Origin of the sequence: Deferrisoma camini S3R1, from assembly GCF_000526155.1 — a bacterium.
GTDB classification, from domain to species: domain Bacteria; phylum Desulfobacterota; class Deferrisomatia; order Deferrisomatales; family Deferrisomataceae; genus Deferrisoma; species Deferrisoma camini.
Genome location: NZ_JAFN01000001.1, coordinates 2,199,597 through 2,220,647, shown reverse-complemented (window position 1 = coordinate 2,220,647; position 21,051 = coordinate 2,199,597). Strand labels below are relative to the sequence as shown.

The following is a 21,051-nucleotide window of genomic DNA, read 5'->3' as shown; positions in this document are numbered from 1 at the left end:
TCAGCTCCTCCCCCCGGCGGCCGGCGCCGGCCTCCCCGGGGCGGGCGGGCCCTTGCGCACCGCCCGCGCGAGCCCTGCGAGGCCGTCCGGCGCGAACCGGGCGACCACCAGGGCCACCAGGCCGAACGCCAGCACGTGGTACTCGCCCCACGCCCGGATGTACTCGGAGAGGATCTCCAGGAAGAACGCCCCGGCCACCGGCCCCCACAGGGAGCCCAGCCCCCCGATCACCGCCATGGCCAGCACCAGGAACATCTGGTCGAGGGACAGGAGGGTCGGGGTGATGAGGAGCAGGTAGTGCCCGAACAGACCGCCGGCAAGCCCGGCCAGGGCGCTCGACACCGTGAACGCCAGGACGCGGATCCGCACCACGTCCACCCCGCTGGCCGCGGCCGCGGCCTCGTCGTTCTGCACGGCCCGGAAGCTGAGACCCAGGTCCGAGCGGATCAGCCGCACCACCAGCCACACCGTGCCCACGGCCGCGGCCAGGAACACGAAGTAGTAGCTGAGCTTCGAGTAGGTGGGGAGCAGCCCCGGGATCTGGAGGCCCATGGTTCCCCGCGTGACCTCGTACTCGTTCTGGACCACGATCGACAGGATCTCGGAGAACGCGAGGGTGGCCAGGGACAGGTAGATGCCCCCCATCCGCAGGCACAGCACCCCGAGCATCAAGCCGAACGCCCCGGCCGCGGCCGTGCCCACGGCGATCCCGATCCAGGGCGGCACCCCGGCCTTCACGGCCAGGAGCCCCGAGGTGTAGGCGCCGATGCCGGCGAACGCGGCGTGGGCGAACGACACCTGGCCGGTGTATCCGGCGATCAGGTTCCAGCTGGTGGCCATCATCGCGTAGAACAGGCAGGTGATGGCGACGTGCAGCGCGTAGCTGTCGAGGCCGAACGGCACGGCCACGAACGCGGCGGCCCCGATCCACCAGCGCCAACGGAGGCGTTTCACGGTCGGGTCTCCCTTGAGTCCAGGGTCATGCGGCGGGCTTTCCGAACAGGCCCGACGGCCGCACCAGCAGCACCCCGAGCAGGATCACGAAGTCGAACAGGTGCTTGTATCCGGTGGACACGTAGGTGGCGCCGAAGCTCTCCACCAGCCCGATCACCAGCCCGCCCACCACGCACCCCCACAGCGAGCCCATGCCCCCCAGCACCACGATCACGAACGAGGTGAGGGCCACCGCCACCCCCGCGGTGGGGGTCACCGGGAAGATGGGGCTCAGGATCACCCCGGCCGCCCCGGCCAGGGCACAGCCCAGCCCGAAGCTCACCAGGTTCACCCCCACGGTGTTCACCCCGTTCATCTCGGCCATCTCCCGGTCCTGGCTCGTGGCCCGCACCACCCGGCCGAACCAGGTGGTCTTGATGAGCACGAACAGCGCCCCGATGACCGCCGCCCCGGCCGCCAGGGCCACCAGCCGCTGGTTGCCGTAGTAGAACTGGTCGAAGAAGTTGGTGGCGCCCTTGACCCAGTTGGGGGGCTTCTTGGGGTAGGGGCCGAAGATGTGCAGGTACGCGTTCTGGAGCACGATGGACAGGATGAAGGTCAGGATGAGCGAGTACATGTCGTTGCCGTAGGTGGGCCGGATGAGCAGGTACTCCACCAGCACCCCGGCCGCGAACACCAGCGCCACGGCCGCGACCATGGCCGCCGCCACGGGCCACCCCAGGGCGTCGGCGAACAGGTAGCTGAAGTAGCCCGCCAGGATGTAGAACTCGCCGTGGGCGAAGTTGATCACGTTCATGATCCCCACCACCAGCGACACCCCCAGGGCCGCCAGGGCGTAGATCGTGCCCATCACCAGGCCGTTGACGACGGCGAGCGAGAACATCGGGCTCCTCCGAAGGACGGGTTCCGGCAGGGGAGGGCCCTGCCAGGCCCTCCCCTGCCGCGGTGGGCTAGTGTTCCGTTCCGCAGAAACGTATATCCATTCCGGCGGTGGGGCTGGGGGTTCCGACGAAGCGCGACGGCCGAGCAGCCCGGGCCGCCCGGCGTCAGGGGAGCGGCCGCGGCGCGTGCTCTCACGCGTCGCAGCGGACCGCGCCGCGGTGGCCCCTGCGAGGCCGTTCAGCGAAGGAGGGGCCCCCAGCCCCACCGAGTCGGGGAATGCACGAACGTGCGAACCATGCCACTAGCGCTTTAGCTTGCCCGTGGCCGCCTGGGGCGGGTACAGGACCACCTGCTCCCGGTTCTGCCACTGGATGACGAGCATGGGGGGCATCCAGTGGTGGTACTCGGGTCCGCCCTTGGTGGTGCCGAACCGCACCGTGCCCCGGGTGACCTCGAGGCTCGTGGTCTCCAGGGCCGACACGATCTTGCCGGCGTCCAGGGAGCCCGCCCGGTTGATGGCGTCGGCCGCGATCAGGATCGCGTCGAAGATCGATCGCGACTTGTAGTCCGAGGGCTTCTTGCCGAACGCCTTGATGTACGCCTTGCGGAAGTGGGTGGCCAGCGGGGTGAGCTCCACCTTCTCGTGCATCGACGACACGAAGCACTCCTTGTCCCCGTACTCGCCCACGTTGGTCCAGAAGTCAGGCCACAGGCTCGGCGGCCCGGCACCGTCCAGGATCACCGCCTTGGGCGTGAGGCCCACCTCGCCGGCCTGGGCGATGAAGTAGTGGAGCCCCGTGCCGTACACGAACGCGAGCACCACGTCCGGATCGAACTGCTTGATCTTCGCCAGCTCGGTGTAGTGGTCCTGGGCCTTCCGCTCCGTGACCAGGGAGGCGTACTGGATGCCCCGCTTCTTCAGGGCCTTCTCGCACAGCCCCTTGATCCCGAGGCCCCAGTCCGTGTTCTCCGCCACGATGTAGACCCGCTTGAAGCCCTCGTGCTCGACCCACTTGGCGATCGTCTCGTTGACCACCCCGCTGTTCGACGGGCCTGCCCGGAACACCCACTTGTAGTTCTTGGCCGTGATCGGGTCCGCCCATGCCTCCACCACCACGAACGGCACCTGGAGCCGGTTGGCCACCTCGATCTCGGCGAGCGCCGCGGACGAGTGGCTCTCGCCCAGGACCATGGCCACCTTGTCCCGGGTGACCAGCCGCTCGAACGCGGCCGCCGCCTTGTCGGGGGAGCCGGCGGTGTCCTCGAACACCACCTCGAGCTTCTTGCCCAGCACCCCGCCGTGGGAGTTCACGTAGTCCAGGGCGATCTGGATTCCCTCCTCGAACGCCTTGCCGGTGGCGGCCGCCCCGCCGGTGCGGGGCCCCACGACCCCGATCTTCACCGTGTCGGCCGCCCAGGCCGAGCCCATCCCCAGGGTCACCGCGAGCGCCATGCCCAGCCGCTTGGCCCATCTTCCCCTCATGGTCCACCTCCTTTTTCGTGTGTGTGGGGGGAAACCCTGCTATCCAGACCCGGCGGCGGCCCCGCCGGAGCCCAGCCCGAGGATCCGGCGCGCCTCGGCCGGGGTGGCCACGGGCCGGCCCAGCTCCCGGGCCAGGCGCACCACCCGCTCCACCAGGTCCACGTTCCGCGCCAGCACCCCCTTTGCGTAGTAGATGTTGTCCTCCAGGCCCACCCGGACGTGGCCGCCCATGAGAATCGCGTGCACGGCCATGGGTAGCTGGGCCCGGCCGATCCCCGATACGGTCCAGGTGCTCCCGGCGGGGACGGTCTCCACCAGGTGGAGGAGGTTCTTCGGCGTGGCCGGCAGCGCCCCCTTGAGGCCCAGCACGAAGTTGAAGTGGAGCGGCGGCTCGGCAAGCCCCTTGCGGGCCAGGTCCAGGGCCCCCTCCACCATGGACACGTCGAAGATCTCCATCTCGGGCTTGATGGCGAGCTCCTTCATCCGGCCGGCCAGCCGTTCCACCAGGTCCCGCGGGTTGGCGTACACCCCCTCGGGGAAGTTGACCGACCCGGTGGTGAGCGAGGCCATCTCCGGCCGAAGCTCGAGGCGCTCGGACCGCTCCTCGAACGCGCTGCCGGCGCGCCCCCCCGTGGAGATCTGGAGCACGGCGTCGGTGCGGGCGCGGAGCCCCTCGGCCACCTGCCGGAACAGATCGAACCGGGTGGACGGCCGCCCGTCCGGCTCCCTCACGTGCACGTGACAGACCGAGGCCCCCGCCTCCACGCAGCGGACGCAGTCCGCCACGATCTCCTCGGGGGTGATCGGCACGTGGGGGGTCGTGTCGCGGGTCGGGATGGACCCCGTGGGCGCGATCGTGATGACGAGCTTCTCCATGACAAGCCTTTTGAAGCTGGGATGCCCGGCGCTTCCCCGGGGCCGGTTGTCAGCTCGGGGCGTTCCCGGAGCGCCAGCCCAGGGCCTGGGAGATCTCCCCCGCCACCTCCCTCACCACCGGGGCGAGGCGGGTGCGCATGTCCTCGGACGAGTACTCCGATGCGTGCACGGCCAGGTTGACCGCGGCCACCACCTCGCCCGACCGGTTCCGCACCGGGGCGGCCACCGATCGGAGCTCCACCGCGAGCTCCCCGTCGTTCACCGCAAACCCCTGGCGCCGGACCTCTTCGAGGATCCGGAGGATCTCCTCGGTGTCCGTCACGGTGCGGCCGGTGAACCGCGACCGATCCGTACGGGCCAGGATTTCTCGGACTTGCTCTGCAGGCCGGGCCGCCAGGAGCACCCGGCCCATGGAGGTGCAGAACGCCGGAAGCTTGGAGCCGATCTCCAGGTTGATGCTGAGGATCCGCCGTGTCTTCACCCGATCGATGTAGAGAATGTCGGTGCCGTCGAGCACCGCCAGGTTGAAGGTCTCACCGTGGGTGCGGGAGGCCTTGACCAGGTAAGGGTGGGCCGTTTGCCACAGGTCCGAGGTCTGGAAGAACGCAAACCCGAGGCCGAGCACGTTGGGCGTGAGGCGGTACTCCTTGGTCCCCGGCAGTCGTTCCACGTACCCCTCGGCCTCCAAGGTGTACAGAAGCCGATGGGCGGTGCTGGCGGGCACCCCCACGGCCTCGGCCACGTGGGAGAGGGTAACCGGGGCCCCGGCCCGGGCCATCGCGTCCAGGACCTTCAACCCTTTTGCGAGCGATTGGGTGAAGTAGCGGGGAGAAGTCATCTGTTTTTGCATAGTAAAAATATATTTCGCATAGTGATTGCAATATGCCAAACACGGTTTCTGGTGTCAACGGGTGCGAGTCTACAAAAGGAGGAATGGGGCCCTCCGGGATGCTGGAAGTGGGGTTTGCCTGTGGGGTACCCTGGGGGGCATGGACACGGTGCGCAGCTTTGCGAGACGGTGGGTTGCGGTGGCCACGGCCGCGTTGTTGGCGGCGTGTGCCGTGGCGCGGCCGGCGGGCGGGGGGGCCCTGACCCGGGCCGAGGAGCGCAAGCTCGGGGAGCGGGTGGTAGCCCAGGTGCGCCGGGAGTTCCGGATCCTGGACGATCCGTACCTCACGGGCTACCTGGAGGCGGTGGGGGGGCGGGTGGCCCGGGCCATGGAGGCCCGCACGTTCGAGTTGAGGTTTCACGTGGTGGCCGACCCGCGCATCAACGCGTTCGCGGTGCCCGGCGGCCACGTGTTCGTGACCAGCCAGACGATCCTGTCGTGCGGCGACGAGAGCGAGCTGGCCGGGGTGGTGGCCCACGAGGTGGGCCACGTGGAGGGCCGGCACATCGCCCGGCGGATGCAGAAGGCGGCGAAGGTGAACCTGGGAGCCATGGCCGCGGTGCTGGCCGGGGCGTTCCTGGGGGGGGCCAAGGCGGGCGCGGCGGTGGCCACGTTCGGGGTGGCCGGGGCCCAGGCCAAGATGCTCCAGTACAGCCGGCAGGACGAGGAGGACGCCGACCGCAGGGCGGCCCGGGCCCTGGTGGCCGCGGGGTACGACCCCTGGGGGCTGGTGCGGTTCATGGAGACGATCCGATGGGCCTCGCCCCGGCCCGAGGGGGTTCCGGCCTATCTGTTCACCCACCCCCTGCCCGAGAACCGTGCGGCCTACCTGGCCGACATGATGCCCCCGGGCACGAAGCCCCTGCCCGAGGACCCGGAGCGGCTGTGGCGGGCCCAGGCCCGGGTGCTGGTGGAGGACCCGCGGCCCTGGGGTGAGGATCTGTTCCGGCAGCGCACCCGGGAGCATCCCCGAAGCGCGTCGGCCTGGTTAGGGCTGGCCCTGCTCGTTCGGAAGCGGGGGTTGTACGATGAGGCGTTGGAGGTGTTGGGCCGGGCCGAGAAGCTCGCGCCGTCCGACCCCGAGATCCTGCACGAACGTGCCGTCACCTGGCTGCGGCAGGGCCGCACCGCCGAGGCGGTCTCGTTGCTCGAGCGCTTGCGGAAGGAGGGCCGGGCCACGGTTCCGGCCCTCCGGGATCTGGGATGGACGTACCTGGAGGCGGACCGGGGCGAGGAAGCCCTGGCCGTGTACGACGATCTGGCACGGATCGATCCGGAATGGGACAAGCTCGCCTACTACCGCGGAATGGCCCTGGGCAAGGCGGGCCGGCCGGGGGAGGGGCACGCCTTGCTGGGGGACTACTACCGGTCCGCGGGGCGGATCGCTTTGGCCGTCCGCCACTACCGCCAGGCCCTGGAGGACCTGCCGCCGGGCGCCCGGCGGGCCGAGGTCGAGAAGGCCCTCCGGGCGCTTCGAGATCACCGCCGCGGGGAGAGGTGAGGGGGGCATGCTCTAGCCTCCCTGCCTCCCGATCCCGAAGTACGCGAACCCCATCTTCTTCATCTTGGCCGGCTCGTAGATGTTGCGGCCGTCGAACACGGCCGGTCGGCGCATCAGCCCCTTCACCCGCTCGAAGTCGGGCCGGCGGAACGCGCCCCACTCGGTGCACACGGCCAGGCAGTCCGCCCCCTCCACGGCCTCGTAGTTGCTGGCGCAGTAGGCGATGCCGTCCTCACCCAGGATCCGGCGGGCGCTCCCCTCGGCCACCGGGTCGTAGGCCCGGATGCGGCAGCCGGCCTCCCTGAGCCGGCCGATCACGGTGAGGCTGGGGGCCTCGCGCATGTCGTCGGTGTTGGGCTTGAACGAAAGGCCCCACACGGCCACCGTGGCCCCGGCCGGGTCGATGCCCTCGGCCCGGAACCAGTCCAGGATCTTGTCGGCCAGCACGTGCTTCTGCCGGGCGTTCACCGAGTCCACGGCCTCGAGCACCCGTGCGTCGTAGCCCGCCTTCTTGGCGGTCTGGATCAGGGCCTTCACGTCCTTGGGAAAGCACGACCCGCCGTAGCCCACGCCGGGGAACAGGAACTGGTACCCGATGCGGGAGTCGGCGCCCATGCCCAGCCGAACCGCGGCCACGTCGGCCCCGACCCGCTCGCAGATGTTGGCGATCTCGTTGATGAACGAGATCTTGGTGGCCAGCATGGCGTTGGATGCGTACTTGGTCATCTCGGCCGACCGGATGTCCATGACGAGGATCGGGTGGTTGGTGCGGGTGAACGGGGCGTAGAGCTCCTTGAGGATCTCGGCCGTGCGCACGTTGTCGGTGCCCACGATGATCCGGTCGGGCTTGAGGCAGTCCTGGACCGCGTTGCCCTCCTTGAGGAACTCGGGGTTCGAGACCACGTCGAACTCCAGGTCGTCGAGCCCCCGGGCGTCGAGCTCGGTCCGGATGGCGTCGCGCACCTTCTCGGCCGTGCCCACCGGCACGGTGGACTTGATCACCACGATCCGGTAGGCCTCCATCACCTGCCCGACGGACCGGGCCACCGCCAGCACGTGCTGGAGGTCGGCCGAGCCGTCCTCGCCCTCGGGCGTGCCCACCGCGATGAACAACAGGAGGCTGCGCTCCACGCCCTCGGCCAGGTCGGTGGTGAAGGTGAGCCGCCCCTCGTCCACGTTGCGCTCGAGCAACTCCTGGAGCCCCGGCTCGAAGATCGGGACCTCTTTGCGCCGAAGCCTCTCGATCTTCTCCTCGTCGATGTCCACGCACACCACGTCGTTGCCCATCTCGGCAAAGCAGGTGCCCGTGACGAGCCCCACGTATCCGGTTCCGATGACACAAAGTTTCATGATATCGGTTCTCGGTTGTTGGTTGTTGGTTTCTGGTTGGTTGGATCAGCCCTCCTCCCAGAACTCGGGCCGTTCGGCCTCGGGTTCCCAGGAGGGCTTCTGGCTTCCCCGGCGGAGCTTGGCCACCAGGCCCAGGATCCGGTCCGCCACCCGGTCCTTGCTCATGCGGGGCACCCCGATGCGCTCGCCCGAGGCGGTGAAGATCACCACCTCGTTGGTGTCCACGTGGAAGCCGGATCCGGGTGCGGTCACGTCGTTGGCCACGATGGCGTCGAGGCGTTTCTCCGCCAGCTTGACCCGGGCCCCCTTCTCCATGTCGTGGGTTTCGGCTGCGAACCCCACCAGGATCTGGTCCGGACGCTTGTTGCGACCGAGCTCCTTGAGGATGTCGGGGTTGGGCTCCAGCTCCAGGGAGGGGGGGGCGCCGGAGCGCTTCTTGATCTTCTGGGATGCCATGGCCACCGGCCGCCAGTCGCACACCGCTGCGGCCATCACGATCACGCTGGCCCGGCCCGCCTGGGTCAGGACCGCCTCGCGCATCTCCCGGGCCGTGGTGACCCGGATCACCTCGGCGTTGAGGGGGGGCGGCAGCGAGGTGGGGCCGGAGATGAGAATCACCCGGGCGCCCCGCCGGACGGCCGCCCGGGCCAGGGCATATCCCATCTTCCCTGACGAGTGGTTCGAGATGAACCGCACGGGGTCCATGGGCTCCAAGGTGGGCCCTGCGGTCACCAGCACGGTCTCCCCGGCCAGGTCGTCGGGGGTGAGCACCCCCTCCAGGGCCTCCACGATCTGCAGGGGGTCGGCCATCTTGCCCTTGCCCTTGACCCCGCAGGCCAGCTCCCCCTCGGCTGGGCCCACGAACGCGAAGCCCCGCTCCTTCAGCCGTCGGACGTTGTCCTGAACGGCCGCGCTCTCCCACATGACCACGTTCATGGCCGGGGCGAACAGCACCGGTACCCGGGTGGCCATGATCATGGTGGAGAGGAAGTCGTCGGCCAGCCCGTTGGCCACCTTGCCAAGGATGTTCGCGGTGGCGGGGGCCACCACCAGGGCGTGGGCCCGGTCGGCCAGGGCCACGTGGCCGATCTCGGGGCCCCGGAACAGCTCGAACATCCGGTGGGTCACGGGGTTGCCGGAGATCGTCTGGAAGGTCAGGGGGGTGACGAAGTTCATGGCGTTCTTCGTCATCACCACGTGCACGTTGGCCCCGCGCACCGTGAGCTCTCGGCACAGGTACACGCTCTTGTAGGCGGCGATGCCGCCGGTGACCCCCAGCAGGATCTCCTTGCCCCGGAGCATCGGTCAGTACACGAAGAAGGGGTTGGTGCGCTTTTCGGTGGCCACGGTGGTGGCCGGGCCGTGGCCCGGGTACACCACTGTGTCGTCGGGCAGGGTGAAGATCTTCTCCCGCACCGACCGGATCAGGGTGTCGTAGTCGCCGCCCTGGAGGTCGGTCCGGCCGATGGACCCGGCGAACAGCAGGTCGCCCACGAACACCTTCTTGTCCACCACCAGGCTCACGGAGCCGGGGCTGTGCCCCGGGGTGTGGAGCACGCTGAGGGCGAAGGAGCCGAACGGAATCGTCTGCCCCTCCTCCAGGAGCACGTCGGGCTCGGGTGCGGCCTCCACCCGCATGCCGAACAGCAGCCCCTGGCCGGGCAGGCCCTTGAGCAGCGGCAGTTCGTCGGGGTGCACGCACACCGGCGCGCCGGTGGCCCGCTTCATGCCCGCCAGGCCCTCCACGTGGTCGAAGTGGCCGTGGGTGGCCACGATGGCCACGGGTTTCAGGTCCCGCGCCTGGAGGGCCCTAAGGATCACCGGGGTGTCGCCGCCCGGATCGATCACCACGGCTTCGCGGGTGGTCTCGTCGCCCAGGATGTAGCAGTTGGCCTGGATCGGCCCGACCACGAGTTGTTCGAGAATCATGGCAACGCCTCGATTTCAGGAGTTCGTTCCTTCCCCCAGCACCCATGCCCGGCCGGCCTCCAGGAGCCGCTCGAGCGCCTCGTCGGAGTCGGCCTCGGCGTAGAGCCGCACCACCGGCTCGGTGCCCGATTTGCGCACCAGCACCCACGCCCCCCCCTCCAGCAGGAACTTGTGGCCGTCTGTGGTGACCACGTCCCGTACCCGTCGGCCCGCGAACCCGTCGGGGGTCTCGCGGACCTTGGCCTCGAAGGCCTCCTCCTGCCGGGAGGTCAGGCGCAGGTTCACCCGGCGGGTGCGGTACCGGCCCACCCGGCCGTACAGCTCCTCGAGCTGCTGGATGAGGGGGGTGCCCCGCCGGGCCACCATCTCGGCGGCCAGCAGGCAGGCCAGGATGCCGTCCTTCTCCGGCACGTGGCCCCGGACGGACAGGCCCGCCGACTCCTCGCCCCCCAGGGCCACCTGGTTCCGTCGGATGAGGTCGCCGATGAACTTGAACCCCACCGGGGTCTCGAACACGGGCCGCCCCAGGTCCCGGGCCACGGCGTCCAGGAGGTGGCTCGTGGCCACGCTGCGGGCGACCCCTCCCTCGAATCCGCGCTCGCGCACCAGGTAGTCGAACAGGAGTCCCAGGAAGTAGTTGGGCTCCAGGAACGCGCCGCCCCGGTCCACCACCCCGAACCGGTCCGCGTCGCCGTCGGTGGCCAGGCCCAGGCAGATCCCCGGGTCGTCGGAGACCGACGCGATCAGCTCGGGGATGTTGGCGCGGCTGGGCTCGGGTGCCCGGCCGCCGAACAGGGGGTCGGGGTTGTCGTGGAACACGACCACGTCGCACCCGGCCTCGCGCAGCAGCTCGTCCAGGTACTCGCGGGCCGTGCCGTGGAGCACGTCCACCGCGACGCGCAGCCCGGCCGAGCGGATCGCGTCCAGGTCCACCAGATCGCGGATCCGGTCCAGATAGTCGGGCCGGGGGTCGTGGGCCGCCACCAGTCCCCGGTCCCGGGCCTCCTCGAACCCGAGGGACCGGTACGAGCCGTCGGCCATCCGGCGGTTGGCCCGCTCCTCGATGTCGCGGGTGGTCTCGGGCAGGGCCGGGCCGCCCCAGGCCGGGCTGAACTTCACCCCGTTGTACTCCGGAGGGTTGTGGGAGGCGGTGAAGTTCACGGCACCGTCGCGGCCGTGGCGCAGGATGTCGTACGACACCACGGGGGTCGGCACGTCGCGCGGGGGCAGGAACGTGCGGATCCCGTTGCCCGCGAACACCTCGCAGGCGACCCGGGCGAACCGCTCGCCCATGAACCGGGTGTCGTAGGCCACGAGCACGCCCCGCTCATCCAGCCCCCCGGCCTTGAGGTGGTCGGCGATGGCCTGGACCACCACCCGGACGTTGTCGAAGGTGAACGCCTCGCACAACACGGCCCTCCAGCCGGAGGTGCCGAACTTCACGGTGGGAGTGGTCATGGGATGTCCTCGTCGTAGGGTCGGGATACGCAGGATCAGAACCGCCCCACGATCAGGTCCTCGAGGGGCAGGCGCTGGGGGTTGCCGTGGCGGTCCCCCTGGGGGAAGCCCACGGCCACCACGGCCATCAGCTCCAGGTGGGCGGGCACCCCCAGGATCCGCTCGACCTCCTTCCGCTGGTTCAGGATCTCGCCGAGCCAGCACGCCCCCAGCCCGGTCGCGTGGGCCTCGAGGAGGAGGTTCTGCAGGCACGCCCCCACCCCCTGGAGGTCCTTCTCCCGGTGGTAGGACGAGGCCGTGTCGAGGAGCACGGCCACGGCCAGGGGCGCCGATCGGAGGATCCGGCCGTACTTGGTGCACCGAGCGAGCTGCTCGCGCACCTCCGGGGCCTGGACCACCACGAACCGCCAGGGCTGGTTGTTCAGACCCGAGGGCGCCCACCGGGCCGCGTCGAGCAGGCGCTCGATGTGGTCGGCCGGGACCGGGTCGGGCCGGAACCGGCGCACGCTGCGGCGGCTGCGAATGGCTTCGGAAGTGTCCATGGGTCCTTCGTGTGCCCGGCCGCGAAAGGCCGAGGGAAAACGGACGAACACCAGGGCGAAGGGCCGGCTCGCGGCCGGCGACAGGGCGCGGAGTATAACAGCGCCGATCGGAAAGGGTCAAGAAATCCCGCGATTTCAGGCGAGTTTCGCCGGGGTTCCTGGCCGGGCGACCGGGGTTCTGCTACCATCCCCGCGATCGGAATTCAACCGAGGAAAGGAGCGGCGGCATGGATGTTCTCGTCACCGGCGCGGCCGGGTTCATCGGGGCCGCGGTGGCCGGGTTCTTGCTCGACCGGGGAGACCGGGTGGTGGGGCTGGACAACCTGAACGACTACTACGACGTCGGGCTGAAGGAGGCCCGGCTCGCCCGGCTCGAGGGCCGGCAGGGGTTTCGGTTCGTGCGGGGCGACGTGGCCGACCCGGGGGCCGTGGAGGCTGCGTTCGACCGGGGGCCGTTCGACGTGGTGTGCCACCTGGCCGCCCAGGCCGGGGTGCGCTACAGCCTGCAAAACCCCCTGGCCTACGGCCGGGCGAACCTGATGGGGTTCCTGCACATCCTCGAGGCCTGCCGGCACCGGGGCACCGGCAACCTGGTGTATGCGTCCTCCTCGTCGGTGTACGGAGCGAACGAGAAGGTGCCGTTCTCCGAGACGGATCGGGTGGACCGGCCCGTGAGCCTGTACGCCGCCACCAAGGTGGCCAACGAGCTGATGGCCCACACCTACCACCACCTCTACGGCATCCCGGCTACGGGGCTCCGGTTCTTCACCGTGTACGGCCCCTGGGGCAGGCCGGATATGGCGCTGTTCAAGTTCACCCAAAAAATCCTGACCGGCGAGCCCATCGACGTGTACAACCACGGCGACATGGAGCGCGACTTCACCTATATCGACGACATCGTGCGGGGGGTGGTCGCCGCCATCGACCGGCCCCTGGGGTTCGAGGTGGTGAACCTGGGCAACCACCGGCCGGTGAGGCTGGAGAGGTTCATCGCGGTGCTGGAGGACGCCCTCGGGAGGAAGGCCCGGCGCAACTACCTGCCCATGCAGCCGGGCGATGTGCCCCGCACCTACGCGGACGTGTCCCGGGCCAAAGAGCTCTGGGGCTGGGAGCCCACGACCCCCATCGAGGTGGGGATCCCCCGGTTCGTGGAGTGGTACGTCGGTTGGGCGGCTAGCGTTGGACACGGGCGATCCGGGGGGTAGATTGGGTCGCGCGCGGCCGGAAGAAGACCCCATGCCCCACCGCCGAGCCTGAGCGGCGATCGGTGCAAGTTCCCTTGTTTCGCAACCAGGCTGTCTTGTGACCTGCCGGAGCTTCCCACTGGATCGCGCGCCGAAAAGGGCGCGGAAAAGGAGAGATCCCCATGGGCACCCAAGATCTGTTGACGGCTTTAGAGCCGGTGTTCGACGTGCTGGCCGGGCTGGATCTGTCCCGGCCGGATGAGGCACGGGAGCGGCTGGCTGCGGCGTTCCCGCCGGACGGGGAGGTGGTGAGGAGGCTCCGGGCCCTGGTCCAGGCGGGGGTGGCCGAGGGGTGGTTGTGCGATCGGGAGGCGGGCGGAGCCCGGTTCTCCCGGGTGGCCAAGCCCGGCGAGGCCACGCGCGGGTTCTCCGTGGACGCGGTCGAGCTTTCGGGCCCTGGGGTGTGGCACCGGCACACGGCGGGCGAGGTGAACCTGTGCTTCGCCCTCGATCCTGAGGCCGCCTTCGACGGGTTTGCCGAGGGGTGGGTGGTGTTCGGCGAGGGCTCGGACCACGTGCCCACGGTCTCGGGCGGGAGGATGCTCCTGCTCTACTTCCTCCCGGGCGGCCGGATCGATTGGAAGCGCTGATCCGCCGGGTTCCACTGCCCCCGAAGAGGACGCCCATGGTCCGTCTCGTCTTCCCGCTGCTCCTGGTCCTGGCCGTTCCGGCCCGGGCGGAGGAGTTCGTCTTCTACCCGAAGATCCTGAACACCACCACCGGCCTGCCCGCCTCGCCGGGCCAGTTCGTCTCCGCAGAGAAGTGCGCCTACTGCCACCCACTCCAGCACGAGCAGTGGAAGGGATCGATGCACGCGAACGCCCTGGCCGATCCGCTGTTCCGGGCCGTATGGCGGGAGTCGTCCCGGGAGACCGGGGGGCGCACCGACCGGTTTTGCGCCGGGTGCCACGCGCCCGTGGGGGCCCTGACCGAACAGGTGTGGATCCGGGAGTCCGGGGAGATCGTGATCGACCCCCGGGCCGACGAGGGAATCACCTGCGACTTTTGCCACTCCGTGGTGGCGGTGAAGCTCCTGGAGAAGGGGGGGAACCCCGGCAACTCGGGGCTGGCCGTGGAGCCGGAGGGCGCGAAGCAAGGCCCGTACGCCGACGCCCACAGCACCTTCCACGCCACCGCCTACTCCGACGTGCACACCCGCAGTGAGTTCTGCGGCGCCTGCCACAACGTGTTCCACCCGGTGAACAACACCGCCATCGCCCGCACCTACGAGGAGTGGAAGGGCAGCGAGTACGCCCGCGCGGGGATCCAGTGCCAGGACTGCCACATGGTCCCCCCGGAGGTGGCGGCCCGGGTCGCCGACACCATGGAGAAGGCCGTCCGGACGGGCCTGACCAGCGTGTTCGACACGGAGCGCACCCCCTTCTTCGATCACGACTTCACCGGTGCCAACGCGGCCGTGACCACCCTGCTGAACCAGTGGGGCCGGGCCAACGAGGCCCGCCTGCGCCTCCGGAGCGCGGCCCGGCTGGAACTGGTCGTTTCGGAGCAGGTGGCCCCGGGAGGGGGGATGGAGGTCGGCGTGCGGGTGGCGAACGTCCGGGCCGGCCACAACCTGCCCACCTCCATGACGGAGCTGAGGCAGATGTGGCTGCACCTCGTCGTACGGGACGCGGGCCGCGGCGGCACCGTGGTGTTCGAGAGCGGCGGGCTCGACCCCGAGGGGCGCCTCGGGCCGGAGGCGCGGCGGTTCGGGGCCCAGGCCGTGGATTCGGAGGGACGGCCCACGTGGAAGCCCTGGCGTATCGCCCGGATCGTGCGGGACACCTCGATCCCTCCCCGGGGGGCCGTGACCGAGCGGTTCGAGATCCCTCTGCCGCCGGGGGCGAAGGGCCCCTTCGACGTGGTCGTCCGCCTCCTGTACCGGAGCCTGCCCCAGGGGGTGGCCGACGCCTACCTGGACCGCCCGGGATGGAAGGTTCCCCTCGTGGAGATGGCAGCGGCGCGGGCCGAGGTGAGAGCGGCCGGGGAGTAGGGCGAGGGGGCTCGTCCGGCTGGCTCAAGGTTGAGGGGGGGAACGCCGATAGGGCACGGAGGACGATGAGCCGGAGCCGGCGGCAGAGGAGGACGGCGATGGATCTCAGGGCGCTCGGCAACGGGGACCTCACCATGGGCCTCATCGAGGAGATGACGGGCCTCAAGGCCGACCAGGCCAAGGGCGAGGCCGGCATGGCACTGCTCAAGAAAGTTCTGGACAATCAGGAGGCCCTGGCGGCAGAGTTGTTCCGGTCGCTCGGGGTGGGGGGGAACCTGGACGTCAAAGCGTAGAGTTTGCCGCCTTCCACGCACGAACGGGCGGCCCGCTGGGGCCGCCCGTTCGTGCGTGGAAGCCCCGACAGGGAGATGGTCTCATGCCGAGTTGCGTTCAAACCGTGGGGGGGCGGGGCACGGGGCCGCTGGATTTGAACGCAGCTTGGTATCAAGCCTTCCAGCCCCTCGTGGCGGGCCGAAGGCCCGAAGGCGGCGGAACCGAACGAGGAGTACGAACCCGTGGACGAGGCGTTTTGGCACGAACGGGCCCGGGAGATCTTCGACGGCATCGCCCTGGCCCGCCACCTGGGATTCGAGCTGCTGGAGGTGGGGCCGGACACGGCCGTCATGGCCGTGTCGGTGGACGAGCGCCACGGCAACTACATGGGCGGCCTCCACGGAGGGGTGCTGGCGGCCCTGGTGGACACCGTGGCGTTCTTCCCGGGGCGGCTGCTGCCTTCGGGGCTCCGGCTGACCACCGAGGGCCTGGAGGTGCACTTCATGCGGCCGGCCGCGGTCGGTGATCGGATCACCGCCCGTGCCGTGATCCTTCGCCTGGGCCGGCGGGTGGCCACGGTGCAGGTGCAGGCGAAGGACGCCCGAGGCCAGCTCCTGTGCCACGCCGTGGCGACCCTCCTCACGGTGTAAGGGCGGTCGCCGGTCGTCGGTCAACGGCCTTCGGGCGGATCCGCTCCTGGCGCCCGGGGCGTGTGAACCGGCTCCTCCGTGTCTTCCGTGCTCTCGGTGGTTTCGAATCGCGGGGCCGGCGGTCTTCGTTGGGACGACCCATCCGCCCAACGACGGAGGCACGCTCATCGCCGCAGGGCTCCCAGGAGCGCCTCCACGTGAGCTGCGGCTGCGGGCCCGAGACCCACAAGGTCGTACCCTCCCTCCAACGCGCTCACGATTCGCCCCCCGCACAGGCCCTCGGCCGCCTCCACGATCCGCTCGGTGGCCCGGCGGAACCCTTCGGCCGTCACGGTGAGATGGGCCAAGGGGTCCGTTCCCAGGGCGTCGAACCCCATGGAGATCACCACGAGCTCCGGCCGGAAGGCTTCGAGCTCCGGGATCACCGCAGCCTCCAGGGCGGCCACGAACTCGGGGTCTCCGGCGCCGTGGGCGAGGCAGACGTTCCGGGTGAACCCGGCGCCGAGCCCTGCTCCGGTCTCGCCGGGCCAGCCCGTGCCCGGGTATTTGAGGGTCAGGGGATGCTCGTGGACCGAGAGGTAGAGCACCTCGGGCCGCTCCCAGAAGATGGCCTGGGTGCCGTTGCCATGGTGGGCGTCGAGGTCCACCACCGCCACCCGGGCGAGGCCCCTGCGCCGGAGGGCGTGCTCGGCCGCCAGGGCCGCGTGATTCACCAGGCAGAACCCCCCGGCCCGGTCGGGGCCGGCGTGGTGCCCCGGTGGCCGCACGGCGCAGAACGCCCGGCCGACGCGGCCGTCGATCACGGCGTCGGTGGCCGCCAGCACGCCGCCAGCGGCCCAGGACGCCACCTCGAAGCTCTCGGGGCAGATCCGGGTCTCGGGCTCTGCCACGTACCCGAACCCGTGCTCGCAAGCGAGCCTCAGGAGCTCCACGTAGGCGGGATGGTGGACGAGGGCCAGGTCCTGCGCCGTGGCCGGGGCGAACCCAAGCCGCACGAGCCTGTTCAAGAGGCCTTTGGCTTCCAAGACCCCCTCGATCACCTCGAGCCGTAGGGGAGACTCGGGGTGGTCGGGACCGGGGCAATGGTGCCGGAGGAAGGGGTGGCCCACCCACGCCACGGTCGAGGCCCGCCCAACCTCAGCCACTGGCGCGGGCCTCCAGCTCCAGGAGGAACCGCTTCACCGAGCCCGCGGCGCCCCGTTCCCAGTCGCCGGCGTACCCTCCCAGCCCCGATCGGGCCACCACCCGGTGGCAAGGGACCACGATGGGCAGGGGGTTGGCGCGGCAGGCCCCGCCCACGGCCCGGGGGCTGGTGCCCAGCGTCCGGGCCAGCTCGCCGTAGGTGCGCACGGCGCCGTACGGGATCCTTCCCAGGGTCTCCCACACCCGGAGCCGGAACGCGGAGGCCCCCGAAGGGAACCGAACCGGCACCGTGAACCGGGTCCGGGCGCCCGCGAAGTACTCCTCGAACTCCCGGGCGGCCTGGGCGAGGATCGTGTCCGGGGCGGCCGTGGGGCCCCCGGCACCGAACCGGATGGCCACCAGGCCCCCGCCCCCGGCCACGAGGGTGAGGGGACCCACCGGGGTCGTCAGGGTGAGTTCGCTCGTGTGCAAGGGGGTTCCTCCCGGGGGAAAGGGTGTTGCGGAGGCGGGAAACTCGGGTACCCTCATTGTGCCACAGGACATTCAGAACCGACATGAGGAGGTTTGGCCATGGCATCCAAGGCCCCCGTTTCGACCCCGATCGACCTGGCGAGCTTCGTCGAGTACGCGGAAGGCTCGATCGTGAGCCGCACGCTCGTGGACCGCAAGGCCGGAACGCTCACGCTCTTCGCCTTCGACGAGGGCCAGGGTCTCAGCGAGCACACCGCGCCCTTCGACGCCGTGGTCCAGATCGTGGACGGCGAGGCCCTGCTGGTGATCGGCGGCAAGGAGGTCCGGGCCGGGGCGGGGGAGCTCGTGGTCATGCCCGCAAACGTGCCCCACTCCGTGCGGGCCGAGAAGCGGTTCAAAATGCTCCTCATCATGATCCGGGGCGAGTAGGGGACCGGCGCAACACGACAAAACGGCCCGGACGGCAGGGTCGCCGGTCCGGGCCGTTTTTTGAAAGATGGCGTCCCCAGGGGGATTTGAACCCCCGTCGCCGGCGTGAAAGGCCGGTGTCCTGGGCCAGGCTAGACGATGGGGACGGAATCGGGAACGGTTCGAACGAAACGGGGCCGCACGGAGGGCCCCGGGGTCTCCCAAGGGATGGTGAGCCGTCCAGGATTCGAACCTGGGACCCTCTGATTAAAAGTCAGATGCTCTGCCAGCTGAGCTAACGGCCCACGCCGATAAGGCGCGCCTTTATACACGAGCCCAGGACCCGTGTCAACCGACTCCAGCCCCCGCTCCGCGGCCTCCGGCGGGGCCGGGGGGTCAGTCGCACAGGGTGAAGGGGTTGGCGAACTCCACGGTCTGCTCGCGCCCCGGGCCCACCGATGCGAGCACCACCGGGCACCCCGTGGCTTCGGCCACGTGGTCCAGGAACGCCCGGGCGTTGGCGGGCAGGTCCTCCGGGCTGCGCGCCCCGGCCAGGGGCTCGGTCCAGCCGGCCAGCTCCTCGTACACCGGCTCGCACCGCTCCAGATCCTCGGCCCGGGCCGGCACGTGGTCCACCCGTTCCCCGTCCAGGCGGTAGGCCGTGCAGACCCGGATCGGATCGATCCCCTCGAGCACGTCGAGCTTGGTCACGGCCAGCCCGGTGAGTCCGTTCATCCGGCACGCCGAGCGCAGCGCCACCAGGTCGAGCCAGCCGCACCGCCTGGGTCGGCCGGTGGTGCTGCCGAACTCGCCGCCCCGCTCCCGCAGCCGGTCGCCCATGGCGTCGTGGAGTTCGGTGGGGAACGGTCCGGCCCCCACCCGGGTCACGTAGGCCTTGGTGATGCCCACGGCCGCGTGCAGGTCCCGCGGCGGCAGGCCCGTGCCGGTGCACGCTGCCCCGGCCGTGGTGTTCGAGCTGGTGACGAAGGGGTAGGTGCCGTGGTCGATGTCGAGCAGGGTGCCCTGGGCGCCCTCGAGGAGCACCTTGCGGCCCTCTCGGGTCCACCGGTGAAGCCGGCCCGTGACGTCGCCCACGAACGGCCGGATCCTCTCGCCCGCGGCGCACAGCTCCTCCCACACGGCCCGGGGATCGAACGGCGGGGCACCCAGGTGGCGCAGCAGGGCGTTTCTCTCGTCCAGCAGTGCCTCGAGCTTGGGCAGGAGCGCCTCGGGCTCCAGCAGGTCGGCCACCCGCACGCCCTTCCGAGACGCCTTGTCCTCGTAGCACGGGCCGATGCCCCGTCCGGTGGTGCCGATCTGGGCCCGTCCGGCCCGGCCCTCCCGGGCCTTGTCCAGCTCCCGGTGACACGGCAGGATCACGTGGGCCGCGCCGCTCACCACCAGGGCGTCGTCCCCGGGCCAGCGGCCTTTTGCCCGCAGGCCGTCGATCTCCTGGAGCAGCACCTGGGGGTCGACCACCACACCGTTCCCGATGCAGCACACGGTGTCCGGGTGCAGGATGCCCGAGGGGATCAGGTGGAGGATGATCTTCTCCCCCTCCACCACCAGGGTGTGCCCCGCGTTGTTGCCGCCCTGGAACCGCACGACTGCCTCGGCCTCGCCCGCGTACAGGTCCACCACCTTGCCCTTGCCCTCGTCGCCCCACTGGGCGCCGATCACCACTACGTTCGGCATTCGTTCGCTCCTGCATCGCCCGCCCGGGAGGCGGCGTCTTCTTCGGTAAGGACCTCGGATCCCCCCGTGACGAGATCGATCCAACGCACCCGGGGAGCCACCTCGGGGTCCACCACCAGGGCCCAGCGAAACCCCTGGGCCTTGGCGTGGGCCAGGGAGTCGTCCAGGGGCCTGCGGATCAGGTCCCGGGCAGCCCGCACCCCAGCCCCCCGCAGCCGACGGGCAACGAGCAGGGCCCGCCGCCGGTCGGGCTCGAAGTTGATCAGGAACACGCCCTCGGGCCGGGGGTCGGACGGGCCCAGGGCCGCGAGAACCGCGGCCAGGTCCAGGGAGAACCCCGTGGCCGCGAGCTCCCGGCCGTAGGCCCCGCACAGCCGGTCGTACCGGCCGCCCCGCACCAGGGGGGTGGCCACGTGGGGCACGAACGCCTCGTAGATCACGCCGGTGTGGTAGTCGATGCCCCGGATCTCCCCCAGGTCCACGGTGATGTGCTCGGCCAGGCCGTGCACGCCCACCAGCTCCACCACCCGGGCCAGGTTCTCCAGGGCCCGGAGGCTGTGGTCCGTGTCCACCAGGTCCGAGGCCCGGTCCAGCACCTCGGTGCCCCCGGCCAGGAGGGGCAGCTCGGCCAGGATCTCCTTGCGGCGGTCCGGGATCGGCAGGTCCGACAGGATCCGATCGAGGTCGCTCAGGTCCTTGCGGGCCACGGCGTTGCGCAGCGTCTCCAGGGCCTCGGCGGAAAGGTCCAGGTCGTCCACGATGCCTCGGAAGAACTCCACCTGGCCCAGGTCCACCTTGAACCCGCCCACGCCGGCCGCCCGCAGGCACGCCACCACCAGGGCGATCCCCTCGGCGTCCGCCTCGGGGTCGATCACCCCCACCAGCTCGGCCCCCACCTGGGGGATCTCGCGGGACATGCCCCGGCGCTCGGGCACGTGGCGAACCACCGAGCCCTCGTAGCACAGCCGCAGGGGTAAGGTGGCCTCGTGGAACCGGGTTCCGACCACCCGGGCCACCTGGGGCGTGAAGTCCGCCCGGATGGCGAGCACGTGGCCGGTGGTCCGGTCCACGAACCGGTACAGGAACGTCTCGTCTCCGGGGTCGGGCAGGGCGGGCTCGAAGGTGTCGGCGTGCTCGAGCAGGGGGGTCACCACGAGCCGGTAGCCCCACCGCTCCAGCTCGACCAGGCAGGTCTCACGCACGGCGTGGAGCCGACGGGCCTCTGCCGGCAGCCGGTCCGCCAGCCCCGGGGGCAGTTCGCGGTGCCGGGCCGGTTGCCCGGCCCGGCCGAAGGGATAGGCCATTGGAGT

Annotated in this window: 21 protein-coding genes and 2 tRNA genes; 7 read left to right on the top strand and 16 right to left on the bottom strand. The window is 70.6% G+C overall.

All coding sequences use genetic code 11. The features are described 5' to 3' along the window. The 5 genes from DEFCA_RS0109730 to DEFCA_RS0109710 form a co-directional block, all read right to left on the bottom strand. On the bottom strand, positions 1 to 954 hold the full coding sequence (locus tag DEFCA_RS0109730; protein ID WP_025322831.1) for a branched-chain amino acid ABC transporter permease: 954 nt from the start codon (positions 952 to 954) through the stop codon (positions 1 to 3). Positions 955 to 979: 25 nt separating this feature from the next. Further along, complete coding sequence (locus DEFCA_RS0109725) at positions 980 to 1,837, bottom strand: branched-chain amino acid ABC transporter permease (protein WP_025322830.1); 858 nt, start codon at positions 1,835 to 1,837, stop codon at positions 980 to 982. A 300-nt stretch (positions 1,838 to 2,137) separates the two neighbouring features. Then, positions 2,138 to 3,319 (bottom strand): ABC transporter substrate-binding protein, encoded by a 1,182-nt coding sequence (locus tag DEFCA_RS0109720; RefSeq protein WP_025322829.1) that lies wholly within the window; start codon positions 3,317 to 3,319, stop codon positions 2,138 to 2,140. Positions 3,320 to 3,358: 39 nt separating this feature from the next. Next, positions 3,359 to 4,195: a BKACE family enzyme gene (locus DEFCA_RS0109715; protein ID WP_025322828.1), complete on the bottom strand. Its 837-nt coding sequence runs from the start codon at positions 4,193 to 4,195 to the stop codon at positions 3,359 to 3,361. 49 nt (positions 4,196 to 4,244) lie between these two features. Further along, on the bottom strand, positions 4,245 to 5,033 hold the full coding sequence (locus tag DEFCA_RS0109710; RefSeq protein WP_025322827.1) for an IclR family transcriptional regulator: 789 nt from the start codon (positions 5,031 to 5,033) through the stop codon (positions 4,245 to 4,247). Positions 5,034 to 5,184: 151 nt separating this feature from the next. Between DEFCA_RS0109710 and DEFCA_RS20620 the strand changes: the two genes are divergently transcribed. Next, a complete protein-coding gene (locus DEFCA_RS20620) occupies positions 5,185 to 6,585 on the top strand; it encodes a M48 family metalloprotease (protein ID WP_025322826.1) in 1,401 nt (466 codons plus the stop codon). A gap of 12 nt (positions 6,586 to 6,597) precedes the next feature. Here the strand turns inward: DEFCA_RS20620 and DEFCA_RS0109700 are convergent, their stop codons facing one another. The 5 genes from DEFCA_RS0109700 to DEFCA_RS0109680 are packed head-to-tail and all read right to left on the bottom strand — an operon-like array spanning position 6,598 to position 11,864. Further along, positions 6,598 to 7,935, bottom strand: a complete 1,338-nt coding sequence (locus tag DEFCA_RS0109700; protein WP_025322825.1) for a UDP-glucose dehydrogenase family protein — start codon at positions 7,933 to 7,935, stop codon at positions 6,598 to 6,600. 45 nt (positions 7,936 to 7,980) lie between these two features. Continuing rightward, positions 7,981 to 9,237 carry a bifunctional phosphopantothenoylcysteine decarboxylase/phosphopantothenate--cysteine ligase CoaBC gene (coaBC, locus tag DEFCA_RS0109695; RefSeq protein WP_025322824.1) on the bottom strand — a complete coding sequence of 419 codons (1,257 nt, stop codon included), beginning with the start codon at positions 9,235 to 9,237 and terminating at the stop codon, positions 7,981 to 7,983. Positions 9,238 to 9,240: 3 nt separating this feature from the next. Beyond that, entirely contained in the window at positions 9,241 to 9,864 is a 624-nt protein-coding gene (locus DEFCA_RS0109690) for an MBL fold metallo-hydrolase (RefSeq protein WP_025322823.1), read from the bottom strand. A gap of 15 nt (positions 9,865 to 9,879) precedes the next feature. Continuing rightward, the gene (locus DEFCA_RS0109685; protein WP_025322822.1) at positions 9,880 to 11,322 is read right to left on the bottom strand and encodes a phosphoglucomutase/phosphomannomutase family protein; all 1,443 of its coding nucleotides are present in this window, start codon (positions 11,320 to 11,322) and stop codon (positions 9,880 to 9,882) included. 35 nt (positions 11,323 to 11,357) lie between these two features. Beyond that, positions 11,358 to 11,864: a nitroreductase family protein gene (locus DEFCA_RS0109680; protein WP_025322821.1), complete on the bottom strand. Its 507-nt coding sequence runs from the start codon at positions 11,862 to 11,864 to the stop codon at positions 11,358 to 11,360. Between the two features lie 227 nt (positions 11,865 to 12,091). Here DEFCA_RS0109680 and DEFCA_RS0109675 point away from each other — a divergent pair, with 227 nt between their 5' ends. The 5 genes from DEFCA_RS0109675 (at position 12,092) to DEFCA_RS0109655 (ending at position 16,024) form a co-directional block, all read left to right on the top strand. Beyond that, entirely contained in the window at positions 12,092 to 13,069 is a 978-nt protein-coding gene (locus DEFCA_RS0109675) for an NAD-dependent epimerase (RefSeq protein WP_025322820.1), read from the top strand. A 161-nt stretch (positions 13,070 to 13,230) separates the two neighbouring features. Then, a complete protein-coding gene (locus DEFCA_RS0109670; protein ID WP_025322819.1) occupies positions 13,231 to 13,698 on the top strand; it encodes a 4-hydroxylaminobenzoate lyase in 468 nt (155 codons plus the stop codon). A 35-nt stretch (positions 13,699 to 13,733) separates the two neighbouring features. Next, positions 13,734 to 15,101, top strand: coding sequence for a multiheme c-type cytochrome (locus DEFCA_RS0109665; RefSeq protein ID WP_025322818.1), 1,368 nt, complete (start codon positions 13,734 to 13,736; stop codon positions 15,099 to 15,101). Between the two features lie 98 nt (positions 15,102 to 15,199). Next, positions 15,200 to 15,394, top strand: a complete 195-nt coding sequence (locus DEFCA_RS0109660) for a YjfB family protein (RefSeq protein WP_025322817.1) — start codon at positions 15,200 to 15,202, stop codon at positions 15,392 to 15,394. Positions 15,395 to 15,616: 222 nt separating this feature from the next. Next, positions 15,617 to 16,024, top strand: coding sequence for a PaaI family thioesterase (locus DEFCA_RS0109655; RefSeq protein WP_025322816.1), 408 nt, complete (start codon positions 15,617 to 15,619; stop codon positions 16,022 to 16,024). A 164-nt stretch (positions 16,025 to 16,188) separates the two neighbouring features. Here DEFCA_RS0109655 and DEFCA_RS0109650 read toward each other — a convergent pair whose 3' ends face one another. Both DEFCA_RS0109650 and DEFCA_RS0109645 read right to left on the bottom strand, forming a co-directional pair. Beyond that, positions 16,189 to 17,169 (bottom strand): histone deacetylase family protein, encoded by a 981-nt coding sequence (locus DEFCA_RS0109650; protein ID WP_025322815.1) that lies wholly within the window; start codon positions 17,167 to 17,169, stop codon positions 16,189 to 16,191. Further along, complete coding sequence (locus DEFCA_RS0109645) at positions 17,162 to 17,638, bottom strand: methylated-DNA--[protein]-cysteine S-methyltransferase (RefSeq protein ID WP_025322814.1); 477 nt, start codon at positions 17,636 to 17,638, stop codon at positions 17,162 to 17,164. The genes DEFCA_RS0109650 and DEFCA_RS0109645 overlap by 8 nt, the downstream gene beginning before the upstream one ends. A 99-nt stretch (positions 17,639 to 17,737) precedes the next feature. Between DEFCA_RS0109645 and DEFCA_RS0109640 the strand changes: the two genes are divergently transcribed. After that, positions 17,738 to 18,067, top strand: a complete 330-nt coding sequence (locus DEFCA_RS0109640) for a cupin domain-containing protein (RefSeq protein ID WP_029733858.1) — start codon at positions 17,738 to 17,740, stop codon at positions 18,065 to 18,067. 68 nt (positions 18,068 to 18,135) lie between these two features. Here DEFCA_RS0109640 and DEFCA_RS0109635 read toward each other — a convergent pair. The 4 genes from DEFCA_RS0109635 to hisZ all read right to left on the bottom strand — a co-directional run bounded on the left by DEFCA_RS0109635 (position 18,136) and on the right by hisZ (position 21,045). Beyond that, positions 18,136 to 18,213 (bottom strand) — tRNA-Glu (locus DEFCA_RS0109635). A gap of 62 nt (positions 18,214 to 18,275) precedes the next feature. Continuing rightward, positions 18,276 to 18,351, bottom strand: a tRNA-Lys gene (locus DEFCA_RS0109630). 91 nt (positions 18,352 to 18,442) lie between these two features. Beyond that, positions 18,443 to 19,741, bottom strand: a complete 1,299-nt coding sequence (locus DEFCA_RS0109625; RefSeq protein WP_025322812.1) for an adenylosuccinate synthase — start codon at positions 19,739 to 19,741, stop codon at positions 18,443 to 18,445. Next, positions 19,729 to 21,045: an ATP phosphoribosyltransferase regulatory subunit gene (gene hisZ, locus DEFCA_RS0109620; RefSeq protein ID WP_025322811.1), complete on the bottom strand. Its 1,317-nt coding sequence runs from the start codon at positions 21,043 to 21,045 to the stop codon at positions 19,729 to 19,731. The genes DEFCA_RS0109625 and hisZ overlap by 13 nt, the downstream gene beginning before the upstream one ends. Between the last annotated feature and the right edge of the window lie 6 nt (positions 21,046 to 21,051).

Bases quoted from the DNA above. Each gene is read 5' to 3' on its own strand.
- DEFCA_RS0109640 (WP_029733858.1), top strand. From the start codon at position 17,738: ATGGCATCCAAGGCCCCCGTTTCGACCCCGATCGACCTGGCGAGCTTC.
- DEFCA_RS0109680 (WP_025322821.1), bottom strand. From the start codon at position 11,864: ATGGACACTTCCGAAGCCATTCGCAGCCGCCGCAGCGTGCGCCGGTTC.
- DEFCA_RS0109670 (WP_025322819.1), top strand. From the start codon at position 13,231: ATGGGCACCCAAGATCTGTTGACGGCTTTAGAGCCGGTGTTCGACGTG.
- DEFCA_RS0109665 (WP_025322818.1), top strand. From the start codon at position 13,734: ATGGTCCGTCTCGTCTTCCCGCTGCTCCTGGTCCTGGCCGTTCCGGCC.
- hisZ (WP_025322811.1), bottom strand. From the start codon at position 21,045: ATGGCCTATCCCTTCGGCCGGGCCGGGCAACCGGCCCGGCACCGCGAA.
- coaBC (WP_025322824.1), bottom strand. From the start codon at position 9,237: ATGCTCCGGGGCAAGGAGATCCTGCTGGGGGTCACCGGCGGCATCGCC.
- DEFCA_RS0109675 (WP_025322820.1), top strand. From the start codon at position 12,092: ATGGATGTTCTCGTCACCGGCGCGGCCGGGTTCATCGGGGCCGCGGTG.
- DEFCA_RS0109710 (WP_025322827.1), bottom strand. From the start codon at position 5,033: ATGACTTCTCCCCGCTACTTCACCCAATCGCTCGCAAAAGGGTTGAAG.
- DEFCA_RS0109700 (WP_025322825.1), bottom strand. From the start codon at position 7,935: ATGAAACTTTGTGTCATCGGAACCGGATACGTGGGGCTCGTCACGGGC.
- DEFCA_RS0109725 (WP_025322830.1), bottom strand. From the start codon at position 1,837: ATGTTCTCGCTCGCCGTCGTCAACGGCCTGGTGATGGGCACGATCTAC.
- DEFCA_RS0109720 (WP_025322829.1), bottom strand. From the start codon at position 3,319: ATGAGGGGAAGATGGGCCAAGCGGCTGGGCATGGCGCTCGCGGTGACC.
- DEFCA_RS20620 (WP_025322826.1), top strand. From the start codon at position 5,185: ATGGACACGGTGCGCAGCTTTGCGAGACGGTGGGTTGCGGTGGCCACG.
- DEFCA_RS0109715 (WP_025322828.1), bottom strand. From the start codon at position 4,195: ATGGAGAAGCTCGTCATCACGATCGCGCCCACGGGGTCCATCCCGACC.
- DEFCA_RS0109625 (WP_025322812.1), bottom strand. From the start codon at position 19,741: ATGCCGAACGTAGTGGTGATCGGCGCCCAGTGGGGCGACGAGGGCAAG.
- DEFCA_RS0109685 (WP_025322822.1), bottom strand. From the start codon at position 11,322: ATGACCACTCCCACCGTGAAGTTCGGCACCTCCGGCTGGAGGGCCGTG.
- DEFCA_RS0109660 (WP_025322817.1), top strand. From the start codon at position 15,200: ATGGATCTCAGGGCGCTCGGCAACGGGGACCTCACCATGGGCCTCATC.
- DEFCA_RS0109690 (WP_025322823.1), bottom strand. From the start codon at position 9,864: ATGATTCTCGAACAACTCGTGGTCGGGCCGATCCAGGCCAACTGCTAC.